Below are 22327 nucleotides of genomic sequence, written 5' to 3'. Positions count from 1 at the left end.
CCGTGAACAGGGCTTTGCACACGGGCTTGCACCTGACCATACGCTTCGCGCGCCAAAACCAATATTGTAGCGTACCGGTCAATTTCAGCGCGAGCCTTAGCCCGCGGGCTTTATATCGTTTCGTGATTTCTTTATGGGATACGGCGGGCCGCCGATCGCGGTCCGTGACGGCGCTCGCATTCGGGTAACATGAGACGCAGAAGACCCGGCGGTGCGCCCCGTTACGCGTTGGCCGCGTTTCATCGATGTTCCGACCAAGACCATGATCATCAATTCGCTGCTCGATACCGATCTGTACAAGTTCACGATGATGCAGGTCGTCCTGCATCACTTCCCGGCGGCAAACGTCGAGTACAAGTTCCGGTGCCGCACGCCGAACGTCGATCTCGTGCCGTACATCGACGAGATTCGCGACGAAGTGCGCCAGCTCTGCAACCTGCGTTTTCGGGAAGAGGAGCTCGAATACCTGCGGCGCATGCGCTTCATCAAGAGCGATTTCATCGATTTCCTCGCCATTTTTCATCTGAACGAAAGGTCGATCACGATCGCGCCGTCGGCGAAGAAGAACGGCGAGATCGACATCGTGATCGAAGGGCCGTGGCTTCACACGATCCTCTTCGAGATCCCGGTGCTCGCGATCGTCAACGAAGTCTATTTCCGCAACACGCAGGGCAAGCCCGATTACGCGATCGGCCGCGAGCGCCTGCGCGACAAGATCAAGCTGCTCGCCACACCGCCCGAATTCTCCGACTGCAAGATCGCCGACTATGGAACGCGCCGCCGTTTCTCGAAGCAATGGCACGAGGAAGTCGCGCTCACGCTGAAGGAAGGGCTCGGCGCGCAGTTCGCGGGCACGAGCAACGTCTTCTACGCGATGAAACACGGCTTGCGTCCGCTCGGCACGATGGCGCACGAATACCTGCAGGCGTGCCAGGCGCTCGGGCCGCGCCTGCGCGATTCGCAGACCTTCGGCTTCGAGATGTGGGCGAAGGAATATCGCGGCGACCTCGGTATCGCGCTATCGGACGTCTACGGCATGCGGGCGTTCCTGCGCGACTTCGACATGTACTTCTGCAAGCTCTTCGACGGCGCCCGCCACGATTCCGGCGATCCGTTCGACTGGGGCGAGCGGCTCATCAAGCACTATGAAGAGAACCGCTGCGACCCGCGCACGAAGGTGCTCGTGTTCTCCGACGCGCTCGACATCCCGAAAGTCCTGCAACTCTACGAACGCTTTCGCGGCCGATGCCAGCTCGCGTTCGGCGTCGGCACGAACCTGACGAACGACCTCGGCTACCAGCCGCTGCAGATCGTCATCAAGATGGTTCGCTGCAACGGCCAGCCCGTCGCCAAGCTCTCTGATTCACCGGGCAAGAACATGTGCGACGACAAGGCGTATCTCGCCTATCTGCGGCAGGTGTTCGGCATCGAGCAACCGGTCGAGGAAGACTTGCTTTAGCCGTTCGGCAGAGGGCTTGCCGCAGGGACCGCTGGCTATAATCGTGTCCACATCGACGAAGGCCAACGAGGACAGCAACATGGATACATCGGCTGCTCGCCGGAACATTCTCGCGCGGATTCGCAGCGCGCAGGGCCGGCCGACCGCGCCCACGGACGCCGAGCGCACCGCCGCTGATGACTACATCGCGCGTCATCCGGCAGGGCCGCGTCCCGAACTGCCATCGACGCCGGTGGAACTCGTCGCGCGCTTCACGCTCGAGACCGAGCGCCTTTCGACGACCGTTGCCGAAGTGAATGCGCTGACCGACGCGCCCGCCGAAGCGCATCGCTATCTTCAATCATTGAACCTTGGCACCGATGCCGTCGCGTGGCCGTCGCTCGGCGATCTTCCGTGGAGCGCCGCGGGTCTTGACGTGCAACTGCGCAAGCCCGCTGACGCCGATCTCGTCGGCATCACCGGATGCTTTTGCGCGACCGCCGAAACCGGCTCGCTTGCTTTGCTCTCGGGGCCCGGGACGCCTGCGTCGGGCGCGCTCTTGCCGCAGACGCACATCGCGATCGTGCCGGCATCGCGCATCGTCGCGGCGCACGAGGACGCGTTCGCGCTGATGCGCGCCGAACGGGGCGAGTTGCCGCGCGCGGTCAACTTCGTGTCGGGGCCGTCGCGTACCGGCGATATCGAACAGACCATCGTGCTCGGCGCGCATGGGCCGTATCGCGTGCATGTGTTCATCGTGCGCGGGGCGTGAGCACGATGCGGCGTTTGTTATCAGGCGGCGCGCTCGCTGCGCTGCCGATCGGCGCATCGGCCGCGACGCTCGACGGCGCCACTCTCTCCGCGCCGTGGAGCATCCCGTTCGCGGGCATCCTGCTTTCCATCGCGGTGTTTCCGCTCGTCGCGCCGGCGTTCTGGCATCACCATTTCGGCAAGATTTCGGCGGCGTGGGCGGTCGCGTTCCTCGTGCCGTTCGCGCTGGCGTTCGGCGTGGGCACGGCCTTTGGCGCGTTCGTCCACGCAATGCTCGAAGAATATCTGCCCTTCATCATCCTGCTGGCGACGCTCTATACCGTGGCGGGCGGCATCTGCGTGCGCGGCAACCTGCACGGCTCGCCGCGCCTGAACACGGGGCTGCTCGCGCTCGGCACCGTGCTCGCGAGCATCATGGGCACGACGGGCGCCGCGATGCTGCTGATCCGCCCGCTCCTGCGCGCGAACGACAACCGCAAGCACGTCGTTCACGTCGTCGTGTTCTTCATCTTCCTGGTGGCGAACGCGGGCGGGTCGCTGTCGCCGCTCGGCGATCCGCCGTTGTTTCTCGGCTTCCTGAACGGCGTCAGCTTTTTCTGGACGACGGTCCATCTCGCCCTGCCAATGCTCTTCATCTGCGCCGTGCTGCTCGCGCTCTTCTACGCGCTCGACAGCTACTATTTCCGCGTGAAGGAAGAGGCGCGCGCCGCGTTCCTCGATCCGACGCCCGACACGCCGCCGCTCGGCATCGACGGCAAGGTCAACTTCCTGCTGCTCGCGGTGGTGATTGGCCTCGTGCTGATGAGCGGCATCTGGAAGCCTGGCGTTCAATTCGACGTCGTCGGCACGCACGTCGCGCTGCAGAACGCCGTGCGCGATTTGCTGCTCGTCGCGGTGGCGCTCGCGTCGCTCGCACTCACGCCGAAGAGCGCGCGGGCGGGCAACGCGTTCAACTGGGCGCCGATCGAGGAAGTCGCGAAGCTCTTCGCCGCGATCTTTATCACGATCGCGCCGGTCATCATGATTCTGCGCGCGGGCGAAGCGGGCGCGTTCGCGGGCGTCGTGCATCTGGTGACGGACGCCGAAGGCAGGCCGATCGACATCGCGTACTTCTGGGCGACGGGCCTGCTCTCGTCGTTCCTCGACAACGCGCCGACCTACCTCGTGTTCTTCAACCTGGCAGGCGGCGATGCGCAAACACTGATGACGACCGGCGCCTCGACGCTCGCCGCGATCTCGGCGGGCGCCGTCTTCATGGGCGCGAACAGTTACATCGGCAACGCGCCGAATTTCATGGTGAAGGCGATCGCCGAGTCGCGCGGCGTCCGCATGCCGGGCTTTTTCGCCTATCTCGGCTGGGCGGCGGTCGTGCTCTTGCCGATTTTTATCGTCACCGGCTGGCTTTTTTTCTAGGAGCAATCGATGAAGAAGGTTTTCGTTTCGCGCCCCATCTTCCCCGACGTGATCGAGCGGCTGAAGCAGTATTTCGAAGTTGATGCCCACGACGGCCCCGCGCTCCCCGCCGACAAGATCGCCGAGCGTCTCGCCGACAAGGACGGCGCGTTCATCGCGGGTGACCCCGTCGGCGCGAAGGCGATCGAAGGCGCGCCGAATTTGAAAGTGGTGTCGAACATGGCGGTCGGCTACAACAATTTCGACATGCAGGCGTTCAACGCGCACGGCGTGCTCGGCACCAACACGCCTGACGTGCTGAACGAAACCACCGCCGACTTCGGCTGGGCGCTGATGATGGCGACCGCGCGCCGCATCACGGAATCCGAGCATTACCTCCGCGCCGGCAAGTGGCAGGAATGGTCGTACAACGCGTTCACCGGCTCCGACATCCACGGCTCGACGCTCGGCGTGATCGGCATGGGACGAATCGGGCAGGCGCTTGCACGGCGCGCGCGCGGCTTCAACATGCGCGTGATCTATCACAACCGATCACGCGTCGCGCCGGAGATCGAGGCGGAACTGAACGCGGAATATGCGTCGAAGGAAGACTTGCTCGAGCGCGCTGATCACGTCGTGCTCGTCGTGCCCTACAGCCGCGCGAGCCATCACACGATCGGCGCGGCCGAACTCGCGCTGATGAAGCCGAGCGCGACGCTGACCAACATTGCGCGCGGCGGAATCGTCGACGATGCGGCGCTCATCGACGCGCTGCGGCGCGGGCAGATCGCGGCCGCCGGCCTCGACGTGTTCGAAGATGAGCCGAATTTCAATCGCGATTTTCTGACGCTCACAAATGTCGTGCTCACGCCGCACATCGCGAGCGCGAGCGAAGCGACGCGCCGCGCAATGGCGAACCTCGCCGCCGACAACCTGATCGCCGGTTTGGGCGAAGGTCCGCGCGCCGGCAACCCGCCGAATCCAATCAACCCGGACGTTCTCAAGAAATGACGATGCTGTTACCCGGCGCGGTCGCGTTGCTCGCGATCGCGCTTTTGATTGCCCTCATCGTATTGTTCGCGCTGGTGCGCCGTCATGCGCGCGACGACGTCGAGCAGGAATTCGCCGCGCTGACCGACCGCATCAACGACATGGGCGAGGCGCACGCTCGCGCGCAGGAGCGGCTCGAACGCGGCCTGCGCGGTGACATCACCGAAAGTTCGCGCGCGTCGCGCACCGAGGCGAGCAGCGGCTTCGCGCAATTCCAGCAGACGCTCGCGACGCAGCTCGCCAGCATGGCGACCGTACAGAACGCGCAGATCGAAGCGTTTTCGCAGCAACTCGTGAAGCTGACAGAGAGCAACGCGCTGCAACTCCAGCACGCGCGCGACGAGCAGGGCAACGCGCTCAAGCGCTTCGGCGACGCGCTGGCGCTGCAGCTCGCGCAACTCTCGGAGACGAACGACCGGCGCCTCGGCGAAGTGCGCGAGACGCTGGAAGCACGGCTGAAGGACATCGAGTCGAACAACGCGGCGAAGCTGGAAGAAATGCGCCGCACCGTCGATGAAAAGCTCCACGCGACGCTCGAACAGCGCCTCGGCGAATCGTTCAAGCTCGTGTCGGACCGGCTGGAGCAGGTGCATCGCGGGCTCGGCGAAATGCAGACGCTCGCGGCCGGCGTCGGCGATCTGAAGAAGGTGCTGACGAATGTTAAGACGCGCGGCACCTGGGGTGAAGTGCAGCTCGAATCGCTGCTCGAACAGGTGCTCACGCCCGATCAGTACGCAAAAAACGTGGCGACAATTCCAAAGAGCAACGAACGCGTCGAGTTCGCGATCAAGCTTCCCGGTCGTCACGACGCGCCGGGCACGGCCGGCAGCATCGCGACGCCGGTGTGGCTGCCGATCGACGCGAAGTTTCCGCGCGAGGACTACGAGCGCCTGATCGATGCGCAGGAACGCGCGGACGTGGTCGCGGTGGAGGAGGCGTCGCGCGCGCTGGAAGGGCGCGTGCGCGCGGAGGCGAAGGCGATCGCGGAGAAGTACGTCGCGCCGCCGCACACGACCGATTTCGCGCTGCTTTTTCTGCCGACCGAAGGCTTGTACGCCGAAATCCTCCGTCGGCCGGGCCTGACCGATCTTTTACAGCGCGAGTACCGCGTGAGCATCGCCGGGCCGACTACGCTGACCGCGTTGCTCAACAGCCTGCAAATGGGGTTCAGGACGCTCGCGATCGAGAAGCGCTCGAGCGAGGTGTGGCAGGTGCTGGGCGCGGTGAAAACGGAGTTCCGCAAATTCGGCGATGTGCTCGCGAACACAAAACGCCAGCTCGAGACCGTGACGCGCTCGATCGAAGCTGCCGAGACGCGCACGCGTCAGATGAGCAAGAAACTGCGCGACGTGGAAGCGTTGCCGGGCGAGCAGGCGGCGGGGTTGCTCGGGGCGTCGCCGGGGGACGATCCCGACGAGGCGTGAGCTTCAGCTTTGGTGCGCCAGCTTGTCGAGCGACTCGCCGGTGATGCGCACGATGCGCCAGTCGGGCAGCACGGTCGCGCCCATCTTTTCGTAGAAATCGATGGCCGGCTGGTTCCAATCGAGCACCGACCACTCGAAACGGCCGCACCGGCGTTCGATCGCGAGCGCCGCCAGCGTGCGCAGCATCTTCGTGCCGAGGCCGCTGCCGCGCAGCGTCGGGCGCACGTACAGGTCTTCGAGATAGAGGCCGCGCTTGCCGAGGAACGTCGAGTAGTTGTGAAAAAAGAGCGCATAACCGACGATCTGGCCGCTTTCTTCCGCAACGAGCGCTTCCGCAGCCGGGCGCGGGCCGAACAGCGCGTCGCGCACGCCGTCCTCGGTCGCGATGAACAGATGCGTGAGCTTCTCGAACTCGGCGAGCTCCATCATCAGCCTGAAGATCGCGCTGATATCGGCGGGTGCGGCGGCGCGGATCGACGTGCTCATCACGCTTCCTCCGGCGCGTCGGACAGCACGATCTCAATGCCGCCGAAGCGCGACGCCACCCAGTTGTACGCGTGGCACGCGATCCACAGCAGCACGAAGCCGAGGATCGCGTTGAGCAGCAGCGCGCTCGTCACCGTGCTGAGCTCGACGGAGCCGAATCGGAAGAACGCGACCAGCACGCCGATCAGCACGATCGGCACGCTGAACGTCAGGTACACGAGGATCAGCGCCTTGGCCGTCTGACCCGGCGCGATGAAGGAAATCTGCTTTTTCATTGAAGGAAAATCCCCTGCTGTCGATGTATCAAATGCGTTGCTGCGTGGTTCAGATCAGTCCGGCAAACGGCACGATGCGGACCTCGTCGCCCGCGTCGATGTCGCCGCGCTCGTGCTCAAGCACGATGAAACAGTTCGCTTCGCTCATCGAACTCAGCACGCCCGAGCCTTGCGGGCCCGTCGTGACGACGGTGAAGCGCCCGTCCTCGCCGCGGTTCGCGATGCCGCGCTGGAATTCGGTGCGGCCCGCGCGTTTTTTCAGCGGCTCGGTGCTCACGGCTTCGATCACCGGCAGCGCCTCGCGTGCCGCGCCCGACATCGCGAGCAACGCCTCGCGCACGATGAAGTAGAACGTCGCCATCACCGCGACTGGGTTGCCGGGCAAGCCGAAGAAGAGCGCCGATTCGCCGTCGCCCGGGCGCGGACCGGACCACAGCCGGCCGAAGGCGAGCGGGCGGCCGGGGCGCATCGCGATCTTCCAGAATGCGACGTCGCCGAGCGAATTCATCAACTCGCGCGTGAAGTCGGCATCGCCGACGGAGATCCCACCCGAGCTGATGACGACGTCGGCGGCCTCGGTCGCGCGGCGCAGCGCGATCTCGAGCGACGCGCGATCGTCCCGCACGATGCCCAGATCGACCGGCTCGACGTTCAGCCGCCGCAGCATCGCGTAAAGCGTGTAGCGGTTGCTGTCGTAGACACAGCCTGGCGCGAGCGTCTCGCGGACCGAGCGCAACTCGTCGCCCGTCGAAAAGAACGCGACCCGCAGACGCCGCCGCACCGAAACTTCCGCGATCCCGAGCGACGCCAGCAAGCCGAGATCCGACGCGCGCACGATGCGTCCCGCGCGAAGCGCCGGCCGGTCTTTCGCGAGATCTTCTCCCGCGAGGCGGCGGTTTTGTCCTTGACGCAGCGCGCTCGCCGCGAACCGAATCGCGTCGCCTTCGCGCTTGACGAGTTCTTGCGGCACGACCGTGTCGCAGCCGGGCGGAATCAGCGCGCCCGTCATGATGCGCACGCATTGCGCGGTACCCGGCGCATTCGGGTACGGCTGGCCCGCGAGCGCCGTGCCGATCACCGTCAAATCGACTTCCCCCGCGCTTTCGAGCACCGCGCCCGCGAACGCGTAGCCGTCCATCGCGGAATTGTCGTGCGCAGGCACGTCGATCGGCGAAATCACGTCTTCGGCCAGCACGCGATCGAGCGCATCGAAGAGGCTCACGCGCTCGGCTGGCGCGGGTCTCCTTGGCGCGGCCCACTGGCGCACGATTTCCTGCGCCGCGCTGACGGGCAGCGCGTTCGGATCGAAATGGGCGACACAATCGGGAAACGGCCTGGACGTGGTCATGAATCGGGAGGGTCGCGACTGAAGTCGGGCGATTGGATCAGGTGTCTCGCGACGCCGGGTGCGCTCGTCGCGGGCGGGTCGGGAGGAGAAGGCGCTCGGTGAAAACCGGCGTCACTGGAGCGGATGACTACCGGCGTTCCAGCTCGGCGAGCTGCTGCAAATCATTGACATTGTAAAACGCGTGCACATTCGCGAACGCCACTTCCACCGTCCTGTGGCGCGCGTACCACGCGCGCACCTTGCGCTCGCCCGCCCGCAGACTGGCTTCCAGGTCATCGGCGAGCGACGCGCGCAAGAGCGCAAACACGGGATGCAGATCGCGTCGGCCGTTCGCTTCGACGACGGCGGTCGCGATATCGGCGTCGTGCGCGATGAGGGCATCGGCCAGCGTTTGCGCGAGGTTTTCGTCGAGGAAGGGCGCGTCGCAGGGCGCGGTTAGCACGTAGTCGGTCGGCGCGGCACGCATCGCGGCGACGATACCGGCGAGCGGGCCGGGGAAATCGGGCAGCGTATCGGTGACGACTTTCGCGCCGAACGGCTCGCCGAGGCACGCGTACTCATCGACGCTGCGATTCGCGCTGATCAGCATCGCACCGGCCTGGGGCGCGAGGCGCCGCAGCACGTGGAGCGCGAGCGGCGCGCCGTCGAACGGCTGCATGCCTTTGTCGATGCCGCCCATGCGCGACCCGCGTCCGCCGGCGAGCACGACGCCGGTGATGTCCTTGCGGCCGACGCGCGAATGGCCGACGTCAGCCACCTCAGCCGCCGATGTAGGACATCTCGACGCGCGGCGCGTCGGGATCGGCTGCGGGCAACGCGTTGCTGCCGCGCAGTTGCGAATAGCGGTCGGTGCGCCGTTCCCAGATGCGCGCGACGGCGGTCGCGATGGTTTCGTCGCCTGCGCCGCTTCGCATCAGGCCGCGCAGGTCGTGGCCGTAGCTCGCGAAGAGGCAGAGGTAGAGCTTGCCTTCCGTCGATAGCCGCGCTCGCGTGCAGGTGCCGCAAAACGCGCGCGTCACGCTCGAAATCACGCCGATTTCGCCGCTGCCGTCCGCGTAGCCCCAGCGCTGCGCCGTTTCGGCGGCCGAGTGCGCTTCGAGCGGCGCGAGCGGAAAGTGCCGGGCGATGCGCGCGACGACCTCGGCGGAAGGCAGCACTTCGCTCATGTTCCAGCCGTTCGACGCGCCCACGTCCATGTATTCGATGAAGCGCAGCACCGTGCCGCTGCCTTTGAAGTGGCGCGCCATCGGCAGGATTTCGCCGTCGTTCGTGCCGCGCTTGACCACCATGTTGACCTTGAGCGGCGCGAGGCCGGCGGCGTGCGCGGCATCGATGCCTTCGAGCACGTCCGCGACGGCGAAATCGGCGTCGTTCATGCGGCGGAAAAGGGCGTCGTCGAGGGCGTCGAGGCTGACCGTCACGCGCGACAGGCCCGCATTCTTCAGCGACTGCGCCTTGCGCGCGAGGATCGAGCCGTTGGTGGTGAGCGTGATGTCGAGCGGCCGGCCTTCCGGCGTATGCAAGAGCGCCAGGCGTTCGATCAAAAATTCGATGTTCTTGCGCAAAAGCGGCTCGCCGCCCGTCAGCCGGATTTTCTCGACGCCATGCGCGACGAAAATTCGCGCGAGCCGCTCGATTTCCTCGAACGACAGAAGCGCGGCGTGCGGCAGGAACTGATAGTCCTTGTCGAAGACTTCGCGCGGCATGCAATAGACACAGCGGAAGTTGCAGCGATCCGTCACCGAAATGCGCAGGTCGCGCAGCGGCCGCGCAAGGGTATCGGTGAGGAGGCCCGACGGCGTCGTCGCGATCCCCGAGAAATCCGGAATCGTGCTGACATCGGCAACGGGAATGATGCGTCGGGACATGGCGGGTCTTTATATGGTTTTGTGTCGGGCTGCAACGAGTATTTTAGCCCGACGCGGCCGCTAGGGCGCTTATACCTTTTGGTAAGGCTGTCCTACCTATTTGTGCCTTATTCCCAAGAAAAAAGCGCCACGCGGCGTGAGCCGGTGGCGCTTCGTCGTCCCGCTTGGTTCCTGCTGCCGCGCCTAGTGCGCGTCCTTGCCCGTTTCGACTTGCTGCATCGGCGCGGCGTCGAGCGGCGGGAGCGGCTTGCGCTCACGCGGCGCGCGCTTCGGCGCTTCCGCCTGCTCGGCGGCGCTGGCTGCGCGCAGCTTGTCAGCGTCGGTGTTCACCCAGACGAGACCGGCCGTTTCCAGCATCGGCTGCAGGGCTTCTTCCTTTAGCGGCGTCGGCTGGATCGGCGTCTGCGTCGCGACCGGTTCCGGTGCGATTGTCGCCGTCGGTTCGAACGTTTTTACCGGCTCCGATTCGACCAGCGTGGGCGCGGGCGCCTGCGTCACGAGCGGCTCGGCGACAATGTCCGACTCAGGCGTCGCGGCGACTGCAGCCGTTTTCAGAGGCTCGGCTTCAACTGCCGGCTCGGCGACGACTACCGGCGTTTCGGCCGGCCGCTCCGCTTGCGCTGCGACCGTCTCGACCGCCTCGGCCGCTTGCTCTACGGCCTTAGGCGCTTCGTGCCCGACCGGTGCGAAAGGATCGACAGGCTTCGCTTCAGCGAGTTTCGGCTCTGCGCCGAACGGATTCTCGGCGGGCTGCGGCGCGGCAGGCTTTGCGAACAGATCGGGCGTCGGCGCGGCGACTTCCGGCGACGTTTCCGCCTGGACGGCTTCCGCAGGTTGCACCGGTTGCACCGGCTCGACCGCTTCCGCTCGGATTTCCTCGCGCAATTCCGTCACGCTGACCACAGCAGCCGCTGCGACAACCGGCACGGCGACCGCCGCTGCCTCGACAGGCGCAACCGGACGCGTTTCGCGCCGTTCGCCCGATTCCTGCGACGAGCCCGTATCGAACACGCCCGCCTGCGCCGGCATGCTTTCCGCCGAGCCTTCGCTTTCGGCGACATCGGCGGCGTGGTTCACGCCTTCCTCGTCGCGCTCGCGACGTCCGCCACGACGGCCCCGGCGACGGCGGCGGCGTTCTTCACCGTCACGCGCTGCGGCGGCCTGATCGGCGGGCGAGAGAGTCGGATCGATCGTTTCGATCTGCGCATCCGCATTGGCCTGCGCGTTTTCGACGATATCCGATGCCGCCGTTTCGCCCTGCGTCAGTGCTTCGGCGGCTTCCGGCTGCGGCTTCCGGCGTTCACCGCGCTCCGGCCGTTCGCGACGCTCCTGGCGCTCCGCTTCCGGACGCTCGGCGCGCTCGCCACGTTCACGATTCTCACGCGGTTCGCGCGCTTCACGGGGTTCACGCGGCTCGCGAGTTTCACGCGGCTCACGGCCCTCGCGCGGTTCACGCGCCTCACGCGGTTCCCGACCCTCGCGCGGCTCCCGGCCTTCGCGCGTCTCACGTGCCTCGCGCGGTTCACGGCCCGGACGCGCTTCACGCGGCTCCCGTTCCTCGCGACGGCTGCCCGGACGGTCACCCGCGCTCGCGCCATTCGCGCCATTGGCGCTCGCCGGCGCACCGTCGCGGGCGGCTGCACCGCCCCGGCGATTCCGATTCCGATCCCCGCCTGGACGCTCACCGCGTTCCGAGCGCTCGCGCACCGGCCGTGCCGGCGGCGTCGCTTCGACAGGAGCCGGCGCCGGCTTCACTTCGGGCTGCATGCCGAACAGGTTCTTCAACCAGCCGATGAACCCGCCCGCAGCCGGAGCTGCCGCTGCGACAGGCGCGGCCGCCGACGCTTCGACCGGAGCCGGTTTCACGGGCGCGCTCGGCGCCGGGGAAGCCGGCGTGATGCCCTTGACCGCCGCTTCCTGCTTCGGCTTCACTTCTTCGGTGCGCTTGCTGTAGCCCGTCTCCGATTCCATCTCGGTCGCGGCTTCCACGGCCATTTTCCACGAGGCGCGCGGGTCGTCGAGGCGCGCGTCGTCGTGGCGCAGGCGCTCCAGCTTGTAATGCGGCGTCTCGAGGTGCTTGTTCGGAATCAGCACGACGTTGACCTTGAACCGCGACTCGATCTTGTTGATTTCCGAGCGCTTTTCGTTCAGCAGGAAGGCAGTCACTTCGACCGGCACCTGGCAATGGATCGCCGCGGTGTTTTCCTTCATCGCTTCTTCCTGAATGATCCGCAGCACTTGCAGCGCGGACGATTCCGTATCGCGAATGTGACCCGTGCCGTTACAGCGCGGGCAGGTCACGTGGCTGCCTTCGGAGAGCGCCGGACGCAGACGTTGACGCGACAGTTCCATCAATCCGAAGCGCGAAATCTTGCCCATCTGGACGCGCGCGCGGTCGTGCTTGAGCGCATCTTTCAGGCGCTGCTCGACTTCACGCTGGCTCTTGGCTGATTCCATGTCGATGAAATCGATCACGATCAGCCCGCCCAGATCGCGCAGACGCAACTGCCGCGCGACTTCATCGGCGGCTTCGAGGTTCGTGCGCGTGGCCGTTTCCTCGATGTCCGCGCCCTTGGTCGAGCGCGCCGAGTTCACGTCGATGGCGACGAGCGCTTCCGTGTGGTCGATCACGATCGCACCGCCCGAGGGCAGCGGTACCGTGCGCGAGTACGCGGTTTCGATCTGATGCTCGATCTGGAAGCGCGAGAAGAGCGGCACGTCGTCGTGATAGCGCTTCACCTTCGGCAAGTTGTCGGGCATCACGATGTCCATGAAGGCGCGCGCCTGGTCATGGATTTCGGTCGTATCAATGAGAATTTCGCCGATATCCGGCTGGAAATAGTCGCGAATCGCGCGAATGACGAGGCTCGATTCGAGATAAATCAGCATCGGCGTGCCGGCGACGCCGCTCTGCGACGCCGCTTCGATCGCGCGCCACAGTTGCATCAGGTAGTTCAGGTCCCACTGGAGTTCTTCGGCCGAGCGGCCGATTCCCGCCGTGCGCGCGATGATGCTCATGCCGTCGGGCAGGTCGAGCTGCGCCATCGTTTCGCGCAATTCCTGCCGCTCGTCGCCTTCGATCCGGCGCGACACGCCGCCGCCGCGCGGGTTGTTCGGCATCAGGACGAGATAGCGTCCGGCGAGCGAGATGAACGTGGTAAGGGCCGCGCCCTTGTTGCCGCGCTCTTCCTTCTCGACCTGGACGATGAGTTCCTGGCCTTCGCGCAGCGCGTCCTGGATGCGGGCGGAGCGCATGTCGACGCCGTCACGGAAATACTGGCGGGCGACTTCCTTGAATGGCAGAAAACCGTGGCGGTCTTCGCCGTAGTTGACGAAACAGGCCTCGAGCGAGGGCTCGATGCGGGTGACGACTCCTTTGTAGATATTGCCTTTGCGCTGTTCGCGCCCGGCGGTTTCGATGTCGATGTCGATGAGTTTTTGCCCATCGACGATGGCGACGCGCAGCTCTTCCTGCTGCGTCGCATTAAACAGCATGCGTTTCATTGAACGGCTCCAGAGCGGCTCTGCCGTCCCTCATTCAGCGAATTCGCGCGGTTGTCAGGCGCGCAAAGCGGGAGGGCGGGCATGCCGCGCTTATTGTGTGTGTTGTCACAAAGCACGCTGGAGCGGGAGTTCTGGCGGGGAGAATTGCCTGGAGAGAGACTTCGGCCACCACTCGCGACGAAACGCGTCGCGGCGGCCAAGCCCCGGGGGCACATGCGAAAACGGCTTCGACACGCCGTGAATCAGACGCGGCTCGCGGCTCGAACGGCACGGTGGGTGACCGCGCGCGTCCGTGACGACCAGACGCGCCGGACCGCCGGGCGCGAAAAGAGCCGTGTTCCTCCTGATGCGGCTTCGCCGTTGGCGGTCCGCGCGAAAACGGCGCGAATACTCAGTGACCGATGACGTCGAAGCAGCGGCCAGGCCGCGGCGACAGATCGTGGGCGTCGAAAGCTCCCGGTGACCTGCCTTGGGTGTCTCGCCTCATTTGCGACGGTCTTCGCGCTTCGCACGTTTCAGCGCAGCAGCGTTTCCCGTCGACGTTGTTCGCAATCGGCGAGCTTCGATTTTCCGTCCCGCTCGATACCTCTGGATACCCGAGCCGGGTGGGAATGACATCCGGTTTTAGACCGGACGCCTCGCATCTCGCCGATAAAATTCTTGGACCAAAAATCCGTTACCGATCAGCGATCGACCCGACCGAACGCGCCTGTGGGCACCGTCCCTGCCACGCGATATCGCCGTGCGTGCAACTCGTTGCTCGTTTCCCGGGTGAGCAACGGACCCTGGGCGCAAGTAAAATGATGGTTTATCGCTTGCACCTGTACAGTCTGATAAATCGCGACGAAGTTTTTTCGTCTTTTCAGATTGCTCGCAAATTATATTCATAATGAATGAGTTAGGCAAAACATCCCAGAAAAAGGTCGCAAGCGAGCAGGTCTCGATGATCGAAATCGATGAAGGCTCGACCGGTCAGCGAATCGACAATTTCCTCCTGCGCGTCTGCAAGGGCGTGCCCAAGAGCCATATCTACCGGATTTTGCGCAGCGGCGAAGTACGCGTGAACAAGGGCCGTATCGATGCCGCGTATCGCCTCGAACTCGGCGATCTCGTGCGCGTGCCGCCGATTCGCGTCGCACAACCGGATGAAATGCATGTTTCGTCGAACGCGCCCGCCGCCGAATTCCCGATTCTCTTCGAAGACGACCACTTGATCGTCATCGACAAACCGTCCGGCGTCGCCGTGCACGGCGGCAGCGGCGTGGCGTTCGGCGTCATAGAACAGTTGCGCAACGCGCGGCCGCACGCGAAGTTTCTCGAACTCGTGCATCGGCTGGATCGCGAGACATCCGGCGTGCTGATGCTCGCGAAAAAGCGCTCGGCGCTGGTGAACCTGCACGAGCAGATTCGCGAGAATCGCGTCGAAAAGCGCTATTACGCGGTCGGTTACGGCGACTGGGCGAGTGACTGGGGCCGCCGGCGCATCGTGAAGGCGCCGCTGCACAAATACGTCGCGGGGGACGGGGAACGCCGCGTGCGTATCCAGGAAGACGGGCTGCCGTCCCACACGGTGTTCAACCTGCTCGAGCGCTGGGACGACTACGCGTGGGTCGAGGCGGAACTCAAGACGGGGCGCACGCATCAGATTCGCGTTCATATGGCGAGCATCGGCCTGCCGATCGCCGGTGACGCCAAGTACGGCGACTTCGCGCTGAACAAGGATCTGGTGCGTCCGAACGCGAAACCGTCGCTCAAACGCATGTTTTTGCACGCATATCGGCTGAAACTAACGCATCCGGCAACCGGCGACGTGCTCCAGATCGACGCGCCGCTGCCCGCCGAATGCAAACGCTTCATCGACCAACTCAAGCAGCTTTCGAACGAGACCCAATAAATGGCGCGCCAGCAATTCGATCTGATCGTCTTCGACTGGGACGGCACGCTGATGGATTCGACGGCGCACATCACGCGCAGCATCCAGGCGGCCTGCCGCGATCTGGGTCTTCCCGTGCCCTCCAACGAATCGGCCAGCTACGTGATCGGCCTCGGCCTGCGCGATGCGCTGCAGATCGCCGCGCCTACGCTCGATCCTGTCGATTACCCGCGTCTCGCCGAGCGCTACCGCTTCCACTATCTGGTGAAGGACCAGCAGACCGAACTCTTTGACGGCGTGCGCGGCATGCTCCAGGAATTGCGCGACGAGGGATATCTGCTGGGCGTCGCGACGGGGAAAAGCCGCGTGGGCTTGAACCGCGCGCTCGACCAATCACGGCTCACGAGTCTTTTCGACGGCACGCGCTGCGCCGACGAAACCTTCTCCAAGCCCCATCCCGCGATGCTGCACGAACTTACGCGTGAACTGGGGCAGGATCTCGGCCGGACGGTGATGGTCGGCGACACGACGCACGACCTGCAAATGGCCATCAACGCGGGCGCCGCGGGCATCGGCGTGGGCTATGGCGCCCATCCGGCGGATTCGCTCGTGGCGCTCCAGCCGAAATTCTGCGCCGACAGCGTCGCGTCGCTACTCGGCTGGCTGCGGGAGCACGCATGAGCGACGCGGCGGTCCGGATCTGCGCGGCGAGCGATCTCGTCGACGGCGGGATGGGCGTGCGCCGCGATGCCGTCGAAAAGTCGGGCGGGGAATCCGTCGTGTTTTTCGTGCGGTACGAAGGCAAGCCGTACGGCTATCTCAACCGCTGCGCGCACGTCTCGATGGAACTCGACTGGAATGAGGGCCAGTTCTTCGAAAGCTCGGGCCTATACTTGATGTGCGCCACGCACGGCGCGATCTACGAGCCGGACACCGGCAAATGCGTTGGCGGCCCGTGCCGCGGCGCGCGCCTGCGGCAGGTGCAGGTCGAGGAGCGCGACACGCCGGAAGGCCGCGCCGTCTTCTGGGTCCCGGACGACGCGCTGCGCCCCACCTGATTCCTTCCTTCATCCCTAACACTCCAAAAGCAGACCCCGCATGTCCGATCAATTCCCGAACGATCCTTCCGATTCGAAACGCCCGCCTGTTGAGAACTGGGAGCGCGCTGCGCTCGAACGCATCGCGCTCGCGGCGATCACTGAGCAGCGCGCCGCGCGCCGCTGGCGCATCTTCTTCCGCTTCGTGGCGCTGGCACTGGTGGCGCTGGTCGTCTGGGGCCTGTTCGACTTCACCGGCGAAAAGGTGTCGAAAACCACGCGCCATACGGCTCTGGTCGAACTCGAAGGCGAAATCGCCGCGAACAGCAACTCGAGCGCCGACAACATCAACGCGGCGCTGCAAAGCGCGTTCGAGGACGACGCCACCGCAGGCGTAATCCTGCGCGTGAACAGCCCGGGCGGGTCGCCGGTGCAAGCAGGCATCATTTATCGCGAAATCAGGCGCTTGCGGGCTAAATATCCATCGAAGCCGTTGTACGTGGTCGTCGACGACATGTGCGCATCCGGCGGTTATTACGTGGCGGCGGCGGCCGACAAGATCTACGTCGACAAGGCGAGCATCGTCGGCTCGATCGGCGTGCTGATGGACGGCTTCGGCTTCACGGGGCTAATGGACAAGCTCGGCATCCAGCGGCGAATTCACACGTCGGGTGAAAACAAGGGCGCATTCGATCCTTTTTCGCCCGAAACACCGCAAATGACGGCGCACGCCCAGGAAATGCTCGACCAGATCCACACGCAGTTCATCGACGCCGTGAAGCAAGGGCGCGGCGCGCGTCTGAAGAACGATCCGGAACTCTTCACCGGCATGTTCTGGACGGGTGAAAAGGGTGTGGCACTCGGTCTTGCCGATGGCTTCGGCGACGCCAATTACGTCGCGCGCGAGGTGATCAAGCAGCCGGATATCGTCGATTACACGCAGAAGGAGAGCATCGGGGAGCGCGTGGTGCGCAAGTTCGGCGCGGCGGTGGGCAATGCCGCCGTCCATACGATGATGCTTGACGGGAAGATGCAGTTGCGATGATTTTCGGCGGTTGGCGTAGCAAAGGCGCTTAACCGAAGATTTCACGCGCCCAGCAGTAGGAAAATCGCCGGCCGCTTGTGCAAATCAGGCGCCGGCTTTTTTTTCCACTCCGCGACAGTCCGTGTGACGATTGTCTCGGCGGGCAATGTCAGATCGACGGCCACGCACACGAGTGTCGATGGCGCGCACGTCGCGATCAGCGTGTCGAGCAGAGCGCGGTTGCGATACGGCGTCTCGATGAAAATCTGCGTCTGATTCCCCTTGCGCGACACCTGCTCCAGTTCGCGCAGACGCTTCGCGCGCTCACCGGGATCGACGGGCAGGTAGCCGTTGAACGCGAAACTCTGCCCGTTCATGCCCGACGCCATCAGTGCAAGCAAAATCGAACTCGGCCCGACGAACGGCACCACCTTGACCCCGCGCTCATGCGCGCGGCGCACGAGCAGGGCGCCCGGATCGGCGACGGCGGGGCAGCCGGCCTCCGACACGAGGCCCGCGTCGGTGCCCGCGAGGATCGGCGCGAGCAGCTTTTCGACTTCGCCGGGCGGCGTGTTCACGTTCAGCTCGCGAACCTCGATTTCCTGGATCGGCCGCTCGGTGCCGACTTTCTTCAGGAACGCGCGCGTCGTTTTGGCGTTCTCGCCTATGTAATAGGCAAGGGCGGCGGCGCGCGCGCGGACCGGCTCGGGCAGGACTTCGGCGAGCGTGGCGGCGTCGCCGTCGCCGAGCGTGTTCGGGATCAGGTACAGGACGCCGCTCATCGCGCCTCCAGCAAGGGAAAGCCGGCGCGTCGCAACATGCGCGACAGTTCGATCAGTGGCAGGCCGACGAGCGCGGTCGGATCGTTCGAATCGATCGCTTCGAGCAGCGTGATGCCTAAACCCTCGGATTTGGCGCTCCCGGCGACGTCGTAAGGCGTTTCGGCGCGCAGATACGCTTCGATCTCGGCATCGGACAGATCACGGAACTGCACGCGCGTGACGATATCCGCCGATTGGACGCTATCCGTCCGGCTATCGAAAAGACATAGGGCGCTGTGGAAATCGACGCTGCGCCCGCGCATCGACTGCAATTGCGCGACCGCTTTTGCGTGTGTGCCGGGCTTGCCGATCTGCCGGCCGTCGAACGTTGCGACCTGATCCGAGCCGATCGCGAGCGCGCCTGGCGCCTTGACGGCGGCCGCGCGCGCCTTTGCGATCGACAGTCGCACGGCCGTCGCTTCGGGCGTTTCGCCGTCGAGCGGCGTTTCGTCGATGTGGGGCGCGATCACGTCGAAGGAGATGCGCAGGCGTTCGAGCAGTTCGCGTCTATAACGCGAACTCGACGCAAGAACGAGGCGCGGCGGGCTGTTTGGGACATCGGGCATGAGGAAAGTCGACTGAGAAAGCGGTGGCAGGAAGGCGCGGCAGGAACCGTCCCTTAAGTGTTTGACGCGTAAAGACAAAACCGATATAGTTTTGGGCTTTTCATCGGTATGTATCGCTGTAGGGAAAAGCTGTAAGCAAGCCGGCAGTCGTGAACCCCGCGAGCAGAAATGCGGGCAAACCACACCAGCCGGAGCGCAGCGCGCAGTGCATACTGGCGAATCCTTGGCACATGCAGGAAGCGCACATGACCCAAAATCCTGGCAAACCTGCGAGCCCCGCCGATCTGCGCGCGCTCGACATCTTCGAATTCGCCCAGAGCGGAAGGCAGGCGGCCGGCGCCGTGCGCGTCTCGCAACTGCCGCGCATGTTAAACGAAGTCCCGGCGGATGCGCCAGACCGCGACACCGCGTTCACCTGGCAGGGCGAAGGGTCCACGCAGCCCGAGCTGCAGGACGACGGTGCCGAGGCGCCGCAGCCGTATCTAAGGTTGGCGGTACACGGTTCAGTTTGGATCGAGTGTCAGCGCTGCCTTTCGCCGTATTCGCAGCATCTCGATGTCGACGCAACTTATCGCATCGTGAAAACGGAAGAAGAAGCCGACGAGTTTCCGCTCGACGACGATGAAGTCGAAGTGATTGTTGGCTCGCGCCAGTTCGATCTCGTCGACTTGATCGAAGAGGAGTTGTTGTTGTCTTTGCCGCTCGTGCCCAAGCACGAGGTGTGTCCTGAAGTGCACGAGAGCCTGGTTTCGGGCGCCGAAGGCATCGAAGGCGAGCCCGTCGAGGGGAATGGCGAAGGCGCAGCGGGTGACGAACCCGCGCGGCCCAACCCGTTCGCCGCGCTCGAAAAGCTCAAGCAGGGCGGCCCCGGCGACAAGAAGCATTAAATCAGTTGGCGCGACGCGCATTTGGCACCGTGACTGGCCTTTAGGCCTTGGGTCGCCGGCATGTCGAGCTGTGTTAGAATTCGCAAAATTTTTCTGGAGTTATCATGGCAGTTCAGCAAAACAAGAAATCGCCGTCGAAGCGCGGCATGCATCGTTCGCACGACCACCTCACCGCAGCGCCGCTGGGCGTTGAGCCGAGCACGGGTGAAGTGCATCTGCGTCACCACGTGAGCCCGAACGGCTACTACCGTGGCAAGAAAGTCATCAAGACGAAGAACGACTAAGCGTACGACGCTTGCTGCGTCTCGCGTCACCGTCTTGAATTACGGTCGCTCGCGCTTGACATTTCCTCGGTACGACAAGAAGGCGGCATTTCACTGCCGCTTTTTTGTGCCTGAAATTCGTCGCACTCCATGACTGTAAAGATCACCATCGACTGCATGGGAGGCGACCACGGCCCGGCCGTGACGGTTCCCGCTGCCGTCAATTTCGTGCGTTCGCATCCGGACGCGCATCTGCTGCTCGTGGGCATCGAGCCCGCGATCCGCGCGCAACTCAAGAAAAGCAAGGCCGTCGACGAACCGCGCCTGACCGTCGTCCCCGCGAGCGAAGTCGTCGCGATGGACGATCCCGTCGAGGTCGCGCTGCGCAGGAAAAAAGATTCGTCGATGCGCGTCGCGCTGAACCTCGTCAAGGAAGGTGAGGCTCAGACCTGCATCTCCGCCGGCAACACCGGCGCGCTGATGGCCGTTTCCCGTTACGTCCTGAAGACGCTTCCTGGCATCGAGCGGCCGGCGATCGCCTTCGCAATGCCGAGCCAGCGCGGCTACACCACCGTGCTCGATCTCGGCGCGAACGTCGATTGCGAACCGCAGCATCTTTTGCAGTTCGCCGAGATGGGCCACGCGCTCGTGTCCGCGATCGAAGGGCGCGAGCGGCCGACCATCGGTTTGCTCAACATCGGCGAAGAAGTCATCAAGGGCAACGAAACCATCAAGCGCGCTGGCGAATTGCTGCGCGCGAGCACGCTCAACTTCTACGGCAACGTGGAAGGCAACGACATCTATAAAGGCACGACCGATGTCGTCGTGTGCGACGGTTTCGTCGGCAATGTCGCGCTGAAGACGTCGGAAGGGCTCGCGAAGATGCTCACCGACATGATCAAGGAAGAGTTCGGCCGCTCGTTCGCGACGAAGCTGATGGCGCTCGTCGCGATGCCGGTGCTCAAGCGCTTCAAGCGGCGCGTCGATCCGGCGCAGTACAACGGCGCCGCGTTGCTCGGCCTGCGCGGGCTCGTCATCAAGAGCCACGGATCGGCCGAGGCCTACGGGTTTGAGTGGGCCATCAAACGCGGGTATGATGCCGTCAAAAATGGCGTGCTCGAACGCCTCGTGCGCGCGATGGAAGAAAACGCCGCGCCCATGCGGCAGGCGGCACTCGAAGCCGGTCGCGCGAACGGCGCCACCGGATCCGACGCGGTACAGCCGCTGCAAGACGGCGTCGCCGCGAGCCGCACCAATCCGCCCCCGCCGGGCGAGCCCGGCGCCGCGCTACCCTCGAAGGCATAATGGCTCAATCCAATCTCTACTCACGCGTGCTCGGCACGGGCAGCTACCTGCCGGCGGACCGCGTCACGAATCAGGATCTGGCAGACCGTCTCGCAAAGCAGGGCGTCGAGACGAGCGACGAATGGATCGTGGCGCGCACCGGCATCCATGCCCGGCACTTCGCCGCCGCCGACCAGACCACGAGCGATCTTGCGCTGTTCGCCTCGAATAACGCGATCGAAGCCGCGGGCATCGATCCGCAATCGATCGATCTGATCATTGTCGCCACCTCCACGCCGGACTTCGTATTTCCCAGCACGGCGTGCCTGCTCCAGAACAAGCTCGGCATCAAGAACAACGGCGCGGCGTTCGACGTCCAGGCAGTCTGCTCGGGCTTTGCCTACGCTGTCGCGATCGCCGACAGCCTGATTCGCAGCGGCGCGCATCGCACGGCGCTGATCGTCGGCGCGGAAACCTTCTCGCGCATCCTCGATTTCAACGACCGCACGACCTGCGTGCTGTTCGGCGACGGCGCGGGCGCCATCGTCATGCAGGCGTCCGATGAGCCGGGCGTGCTGGCAAGCGCGCTCCACGCTGATGGCAGCTATTCCGACATCCTCTGCACGCCGGGCAACGTGAACGGTGGCGTGGTCGCGGGCAGTGCGTTCCTGCACATGGACGGCCAGGCAGTCTTCAAACTCGCCGTCAACGTGCTGGAAAAAGTCGCGGTCGAAGCGCTCGACCGTGCGCAACTCACCGCAGAAGACATCGATTGGCTGATCCCCCATCAGGCCAACATTCGCATCATGCAGAGCACCTGCCGCAAGCTGCGCCTGCCGCAGGAGCGCATGGTCGTGACGGTCGGTGAGCACGGCAATACGTCGGCGGCGTCGATTCCGCTCGCGCTCGACGTCGCCGTGCGCGACGGCCGCATCAAGCGCGGCCAGAACGTGCTGATCGAAGGCGTCGGCGGCGGCTTCACCTGGGGCGCGTCGGTTTTCCGCTACTGAGCGAAA

21 protein-coding genes are annotated in these 22327 nt (G+C 64.7%); 13 read left to right on the top strand and 8 right to left on the bottom strand.

Going from position 1 to position 22327, the window contains the following annotated elements:
• Positions 1 to 262: 262 nt before the first annotated feature.
• The 5 genes from pncB (at position 263) to AWB67_RS08050 (ending at position 6075) form a co-directional block, all read left to right on the top strand.
• Positions 263 to 1459 carry a nicotinate phosphoribosyltransferase gene (gene pncB / locus AWB67_RS08070; protein ID WP_087655704.1) on the top strand — a complete coding sequence of 399 codons (1197 nt, stop codon included), beginning with the start codon at positions 263 to 265 and terminating at the stop codon, positions 1457 to 1459.
• A 79-nt stretch (positions 1460 to 1538) separates the two neighbouring features.
• The gene (locus tag AWB67_RS08065) at positions 1539 to 2210 is read left to right on the top strand and encodes a LutC/YkgG family protein (RefSeq protein ID WP_087655703.1); all 672 of its coding nucleotides are present in this window, start codon (positions 1539 to 1541) and stop codon (positions 2208 to 2210) included.
• A 5-nt stretch (positions 2211 to 2215) separates the two neighbouring features.
• Entirely contained in the window at positions 2216 to 3622 is a 1407-nt protein-coding gene (locus tag AWB67_RS08060) for a sodium:proton antiporter (protein ID WP_087655728.1), read from the top strand.
• A gap of 9 nt (positions 3623 to 3631) precedes the next feature.
• Positions 3632 to 4612, top strand: coding sequence for a 2-hydroxyacid dehydrogenase (locus AWB67_RS08055; RefSeq protein ID WP_087655702.1), 981 nt, complete (start codon positions 3632 to 3634; stop codon positions 4610 to 4612).
• Complete coding sequence (locus tag AWB67_RS08050; RefSeq protein WP_087655701.1) at positions 4609 to 6075, top strand: DNA recombination protein RmuC; 1467 nt, start codon at positions 4609 to 4611, stop codon at positions 6073 to 6075. Before AWB67_RS08055 ends, AWB67_RS08050 begins: the two co-directional genes overlap by 4 nt.
• Positions 6076 to 6078: 3 nt before the next feature.
• On the opposite strand, the gene AWB67_RS08045 is transcribed toward AWB67_RS08050, so the two are convergent.
• From AWB67_RS08045 to AWB67_RS08020, 6 genes are all read right to left on the bottom strand, one after another.
• Positions 6079 to 6561, bottom strand: a complete 483-nt coding sequence (locus AWB67_RS08045; protein WP_087655700.1) for a GNAT family N-acetyltransferase — start codon at positions 6559 to 6561, stop codon at positions 6079 to 6081.
• On the bottom strand, positions 6561 to 6836 hold the full coding sequence (locus tag AWB67_RS08040) for a hypothetical protein (RefSeq protein WP_087655699.1): 276 nt from the start codon (positions 6834 to 6836) through the stop codon (positions 6561 to 6563). Before AWB67_RS08040 ends, AWB67_RS08045 begins: the two co-directional genes overlap by 1 nt.
• Positions 6837 to 6885: 49 nt before the next feature.
• Positions 6886 to 8184, bottom strand: a complete 1299-nt coding sequence (moeA, locus tag AWB67_RS08035; protein WP_087655698.1) for a molybdopterin molybdotransferase MoeA — start codon at positions 8182 to 8184, stop codon at positions 6886 to 6888.
• A 127-nt stretch (positions 8185 to 8311) separates the two neighbouring features.
• Positions 8312 to 8863, bottom strand: a complete 552-nt coding sequence (mobA, locus tag AWB67_RS08030; RefSeq protein WP_235025074.1) for a molybdenum cofactor guanylyltransferase MobA — start codon at positions 8861 to 8863, stop codon at positions 8312 to 8314.
• A gap of 79 nt (positions 8864 to 8942) precedes the next feature.
• Positions 8943 to 10052 carry a GTP 3',8-cyclase MoaA gene (gene moaA, locus AWB67_RS08025; RefSeq protein ID WP_087655696.1) on the bottom strand — a complete coding sequence of 370 codons (1110 nt, stop codon included), beginning with the start codon at positions 10050 to 10052 and terminating at the stop codon, positions 8943 to 8945.
• 183 nt (positions 10053 to 10235) lie between these two features.
• The gene (locus AWB67_RS08020; protein WP_087655695.1) at positions 10236 to 13556 is read right to left on the bottom strand and encodes an Rne/Rng family ribonuclease; all 3321 of its coding nucleotides are present in this window, start codon (positions 13554 to 13556) and stop codon (positions 10236 to 10238) included.
• A gap of 889 nt (positions 13557 to 14445) precedes the next feature.
• On the opposite strand from AWB67_RS08020, the gene AWB67_RS08015 reads away from it, so the two are divergent.
• Genes AWB67_RS08015 through AWB67_RS08000 form a run of 4 tightly spaced genes read left to right on the top strand, consistent with a single transcriptional unit; the run spans position 14446 to position 17511 of the window.
• Positions 14446 to 15450, top strand: coding sequence for an RluA family pseudouridine synthase (locus AWB67_RS08015; protein WP_087655694.1), 1005 nt, complete (start codon positions 14446 to 14448; stop codon positions 15448 to 15450).
• A complete protein-coding gene (locus AWB67_RS08010) occupies positions 15451 to 16110 on the top strand; it encodes an HAD-IA family hydrolase (RefSeq protein WP_087655693.1) in 660 nt (219 codons plus the stop codon). It abuts the gene before it with no gap.
• A complete protein-coding gene (locus tag AWB67_RS08005; RefSeq protein WP_087655692.1) occupies positions 16107 to 16487 on the top strand; it encodes a Rieske (2Fe-2S) protein in 381 nt (126 codons plus the stop codon). The genes AWB67_RS08010 and AWB67_RS08005 overlap by 4 nt, the downstream gene beginning before the upstream one ends.
• A 40-nt stretch (positions 16488 to 16527) precedes the next feature.
• Positions 16528 to 17511, top strand: a complete 984-nt coding sequence (locus AWB67_RS08000) for a S49 family peptidase (protein WP_087655691.1) — start codon at positions 16528 to 16530, stop codon at positions 17509 to 17511.
• A gap of 41 nt (positions 17512 to 17552) precedes the next feature.
• Here the strand turns inward: AWB67_RS08000 and AWB67_RS07995 are convergent, their stop codons facing one another.
• Both AWB67_RS07995 and AWB67_RS07990 read right to left on the bottom strand, forming a co-directional pair.
• Positions 17553 to 18272 (bottom strand): SAM-dependent methyltransferase, encoded by a 720-nt coding sequence (locus AWB67_RS07995; RefSeq protein WP_087655690.1) that lies wholly within the window; start codon positions 18270 to 18272, stop codon positions 17553 to 17555.
• On the bottom strand, positions 18269 to 18877 hold the full coding sequence (locus AWB67_RS07990; protein ID WP_087655689.1) for a Maf-like protein: 609 nt from the start codon (positions 18875 to 18877) through the stop codon (positions 18269 to 18271). The genes AWB67_RS07995 and AWB67_RS07990 overlap by 4 nt, the downstream gene beginning before the upstream one ends.
• Positions 18878 to 19122: 245 nt before the next feature.
• Between AWB67_RS07990 and AWB67_RS07985 the strand changes: the two genes are divergently transcribed.
• The 4 genes from AWB67_RS07985 (at position 19123) to AWB67_RS07970 (ending at position 22321) form a co-directional block, all read left to right on the top strand.
• Positions 19123 to 19764 (top strand): DUF177 domain-containing protein, encoded by a 642-nt coding sequence (locus AWB67_RS07985; protein ID WP_087655727.1) that lies wholly within the window; start codon positions 19123 to 19125, stop codon positions 19762 to 19764.
• A gap of 104 nt (positions 19765 to 19868) precedes the next feature.
• Positions 19869 to 20048 (top strand): 50S ribosomal protein L32, encoded by a 180-nt coding sequence (gene rpmF / locus AWB67_RS07980; RefSeq protein WP_087655688.1) that lies wholly within the window; start codon positions 19869 to 19871, stop codon positions 20046 to 20048.
• Positions 20049 to 20177: 129 nt separating this feature from the next.
• Positions 20178 to 21332 (top strand): phosphate acyltransferase PlsX, encoded by a 1155-nt coding sequence (gene plsX / locus AWB67_RS07975; RefSeq protein ID WP_087655687.1) that lies wholly within the window; start codon positions 20178 to 20180, stop codon positions 21330 to 21332.
• A complete protein-coding gene (locus tag AWB67_RS07970) occupies positions 21332 to 22321 on the top strand; it encodes a beta-ketoacyl-ACP synthase III (protein ID WP_087655686.1) in 990 nt (329 codons plus the stop codon). Before plsX ends, AWB67_RS07970 begins: the two co-directional genes overlap by 1 nt.
• The last annotated feature ends 6 nt before the right edge of the window (positions 22322 to 22327 follow it).

Source organism: Caballeronia terrestris (genome assembly GCF_001544515.1).
Taxonomy (GTDB): Bacteria; Pseudomonadota; Gammaproteobacteria; order Burkholderiales; family Burkholderiaceae; genus Caballeronia; species Caballeronia terrestris.
The sequence above is the reverse complement of the archived record's forward strand: the minus strand, read 5'-3'. Positions and strand labels throughout refer to the sequence as shown.

What these genes read in the sequence shown, in the direction of transcription:
- pncB (WP_087655704.1), top strand. Translation starts at nt 263, where the DNA reads ATGATCATCAATTCGCTGCTCGATACCGATCTGTACAAGTTCACGATG.
- AWB67_RS08065 (WP_087655703.1), top strand. Translation starts at nt 1,539, where the DNA reads ATGGATACATCGGCTGCTCGCCGGAACATTCTCGCGCGGATTCGCAGC.
- AWB67_RS08060 (WP_087655728.1), top strand. Translation starts at nt 2,216, where the DNA reads ATGCGGCGTTTGTTATCAGGCGGCGCGCTCGCTGCGCTGCCGATCGGC.
- AWB67_RS08055 (WP_087655702.1), top strand. Translation starts at nt 3,632, where the DNA reads ATGAAGAAGGTTTTCGTTTCGCGCCCCATCTTCCCCGACGTGATCGAG.
- AWB67_RS08050 (WP_087655701.1), top strand. Translation starts at nt 4,609, where the DNA reads ATGACGATGCTGTTACCCGGCGCGGTCGCGTTGCTCGCGATCGCGCTT.
- AWB67_RS08045 (WP_087655700.1), bottom strand. Translation starts at nt 6,561, where the DNA reads ATGAGCACGTCGATCCGCGCCGCCGCACCCGCCGATATCAGCGCGATC.
- AWB67_RS08040 (WP_087655699.1), bottom strand. Translation starts at nt 6,836, where the DNA reads ATGAAAAAGCAGATTTCCTTCATCGCGCCGGGTCAGACGGCCAAGGCG.
- moeA (WP_087655698.1), bottom strand. Translation starts at nt 8,184, where the DNA reads ATGACCACGTCCAGGCCGTTTCCCGATTGTGTCGCCCATTTCGATCCG.
- mobA (WP_235025074.1), bottom strand. Translation starts at nt 8,863, where the DNA reads ATGGGCGGCATCGACAAAGGCATGCAGCCGTTCGACGGCGCGCCGCTC.
- moaA (WP_087655696.1), bottom strand. Translation starts at nt 10,052, where the DNA reads ATGTCCCGACGCATCATTCCCGTTGCCGATGTCAGCACGATTCCGGAT.
- AWB67_RS08020 (WP_087655695.1), bottom strand. Translation starts at nt 13,556, where the DNA reads ATGAAACGCATGCTGTTTAATGCGACGCAGCAGGAAGAGCTGCGCGTC.
- AWB67_RS08015 (WP_087655694.1), top strand. Translation starts at nt 14,446, where the DNA reads ATGAATGAGTTAGGCAAAACATCCCAGAAAAAGGTCGCAAGCGAGCAG.
- AWB67_RS08010 (WP_087655693.1), top strand. Translation starts at nt 15,451, where the DNA reads ATGGCGCGCCAGCAATTCGATCTGATCGTCTTCGACTGGGACGGCACG.
- AWB67_RS08005 (WP_087655692.1), top strand. Translation starts at nt 16,107, where the DNA reads ATGAGCGACGCGGCGGTCCGGATCTGCGCGGCGAGCGATCTCGTCGAC.
- AWB67_RS08000 (WP_087655691.1), top strand. Translation starts at nt 16,528, where the DNA reads ATGTCCGATCAATTCCCGAACGATCCTTCCGATTCGAAACGCCCGCCT.
- AWB67_RS07995 (WP_087655690.1), bottom strand. Translation starts at nt 18,272, where the DNA reads ATGAGCGGCGTCCTGTACCTGATCCCGAACACGCTCGGCGACGGCGAC.
- AWB67_RS07990 (WP_087655689.1), bottom strand. Translation starts at nt 18,877, where the DNA reads ATGCCCGATGTCCCAAACAGCCCGCCGCGCCTCGTTCTTGCGTCGAGT.
- AWB67_RS07985 (WP_087655727.1), top strand. Translation starts at nt 19,123, where the DNA reads ATGACCCAAAATCCTGGCAAACCTGCGAGCCCCGCCGATCTGCGCGCG.
- rpmF (WP_087655688.1), top strand. Translation starts at nt 19,869, where the DNA reads ATGGCAGTTCAGCAAAACAAGAAATCGCCGTCGAAGCGCGGCATGCAT.
- plsX (WP_087655687.1), top strand. Translation starts at nt 20,178, where the DNA reads ATGACTGTAAAGATCACCATCGACTGCATGGGAGGCGACCACGGCCCG.
- AWB67_RS07970 (WP_087655686.1), top strand. Translation starts at nt 21,332, where the DNA reads ATGGCTCAATCCAATCTCTACTCACGCGTGCTCGGCACGGGCAGCTAC.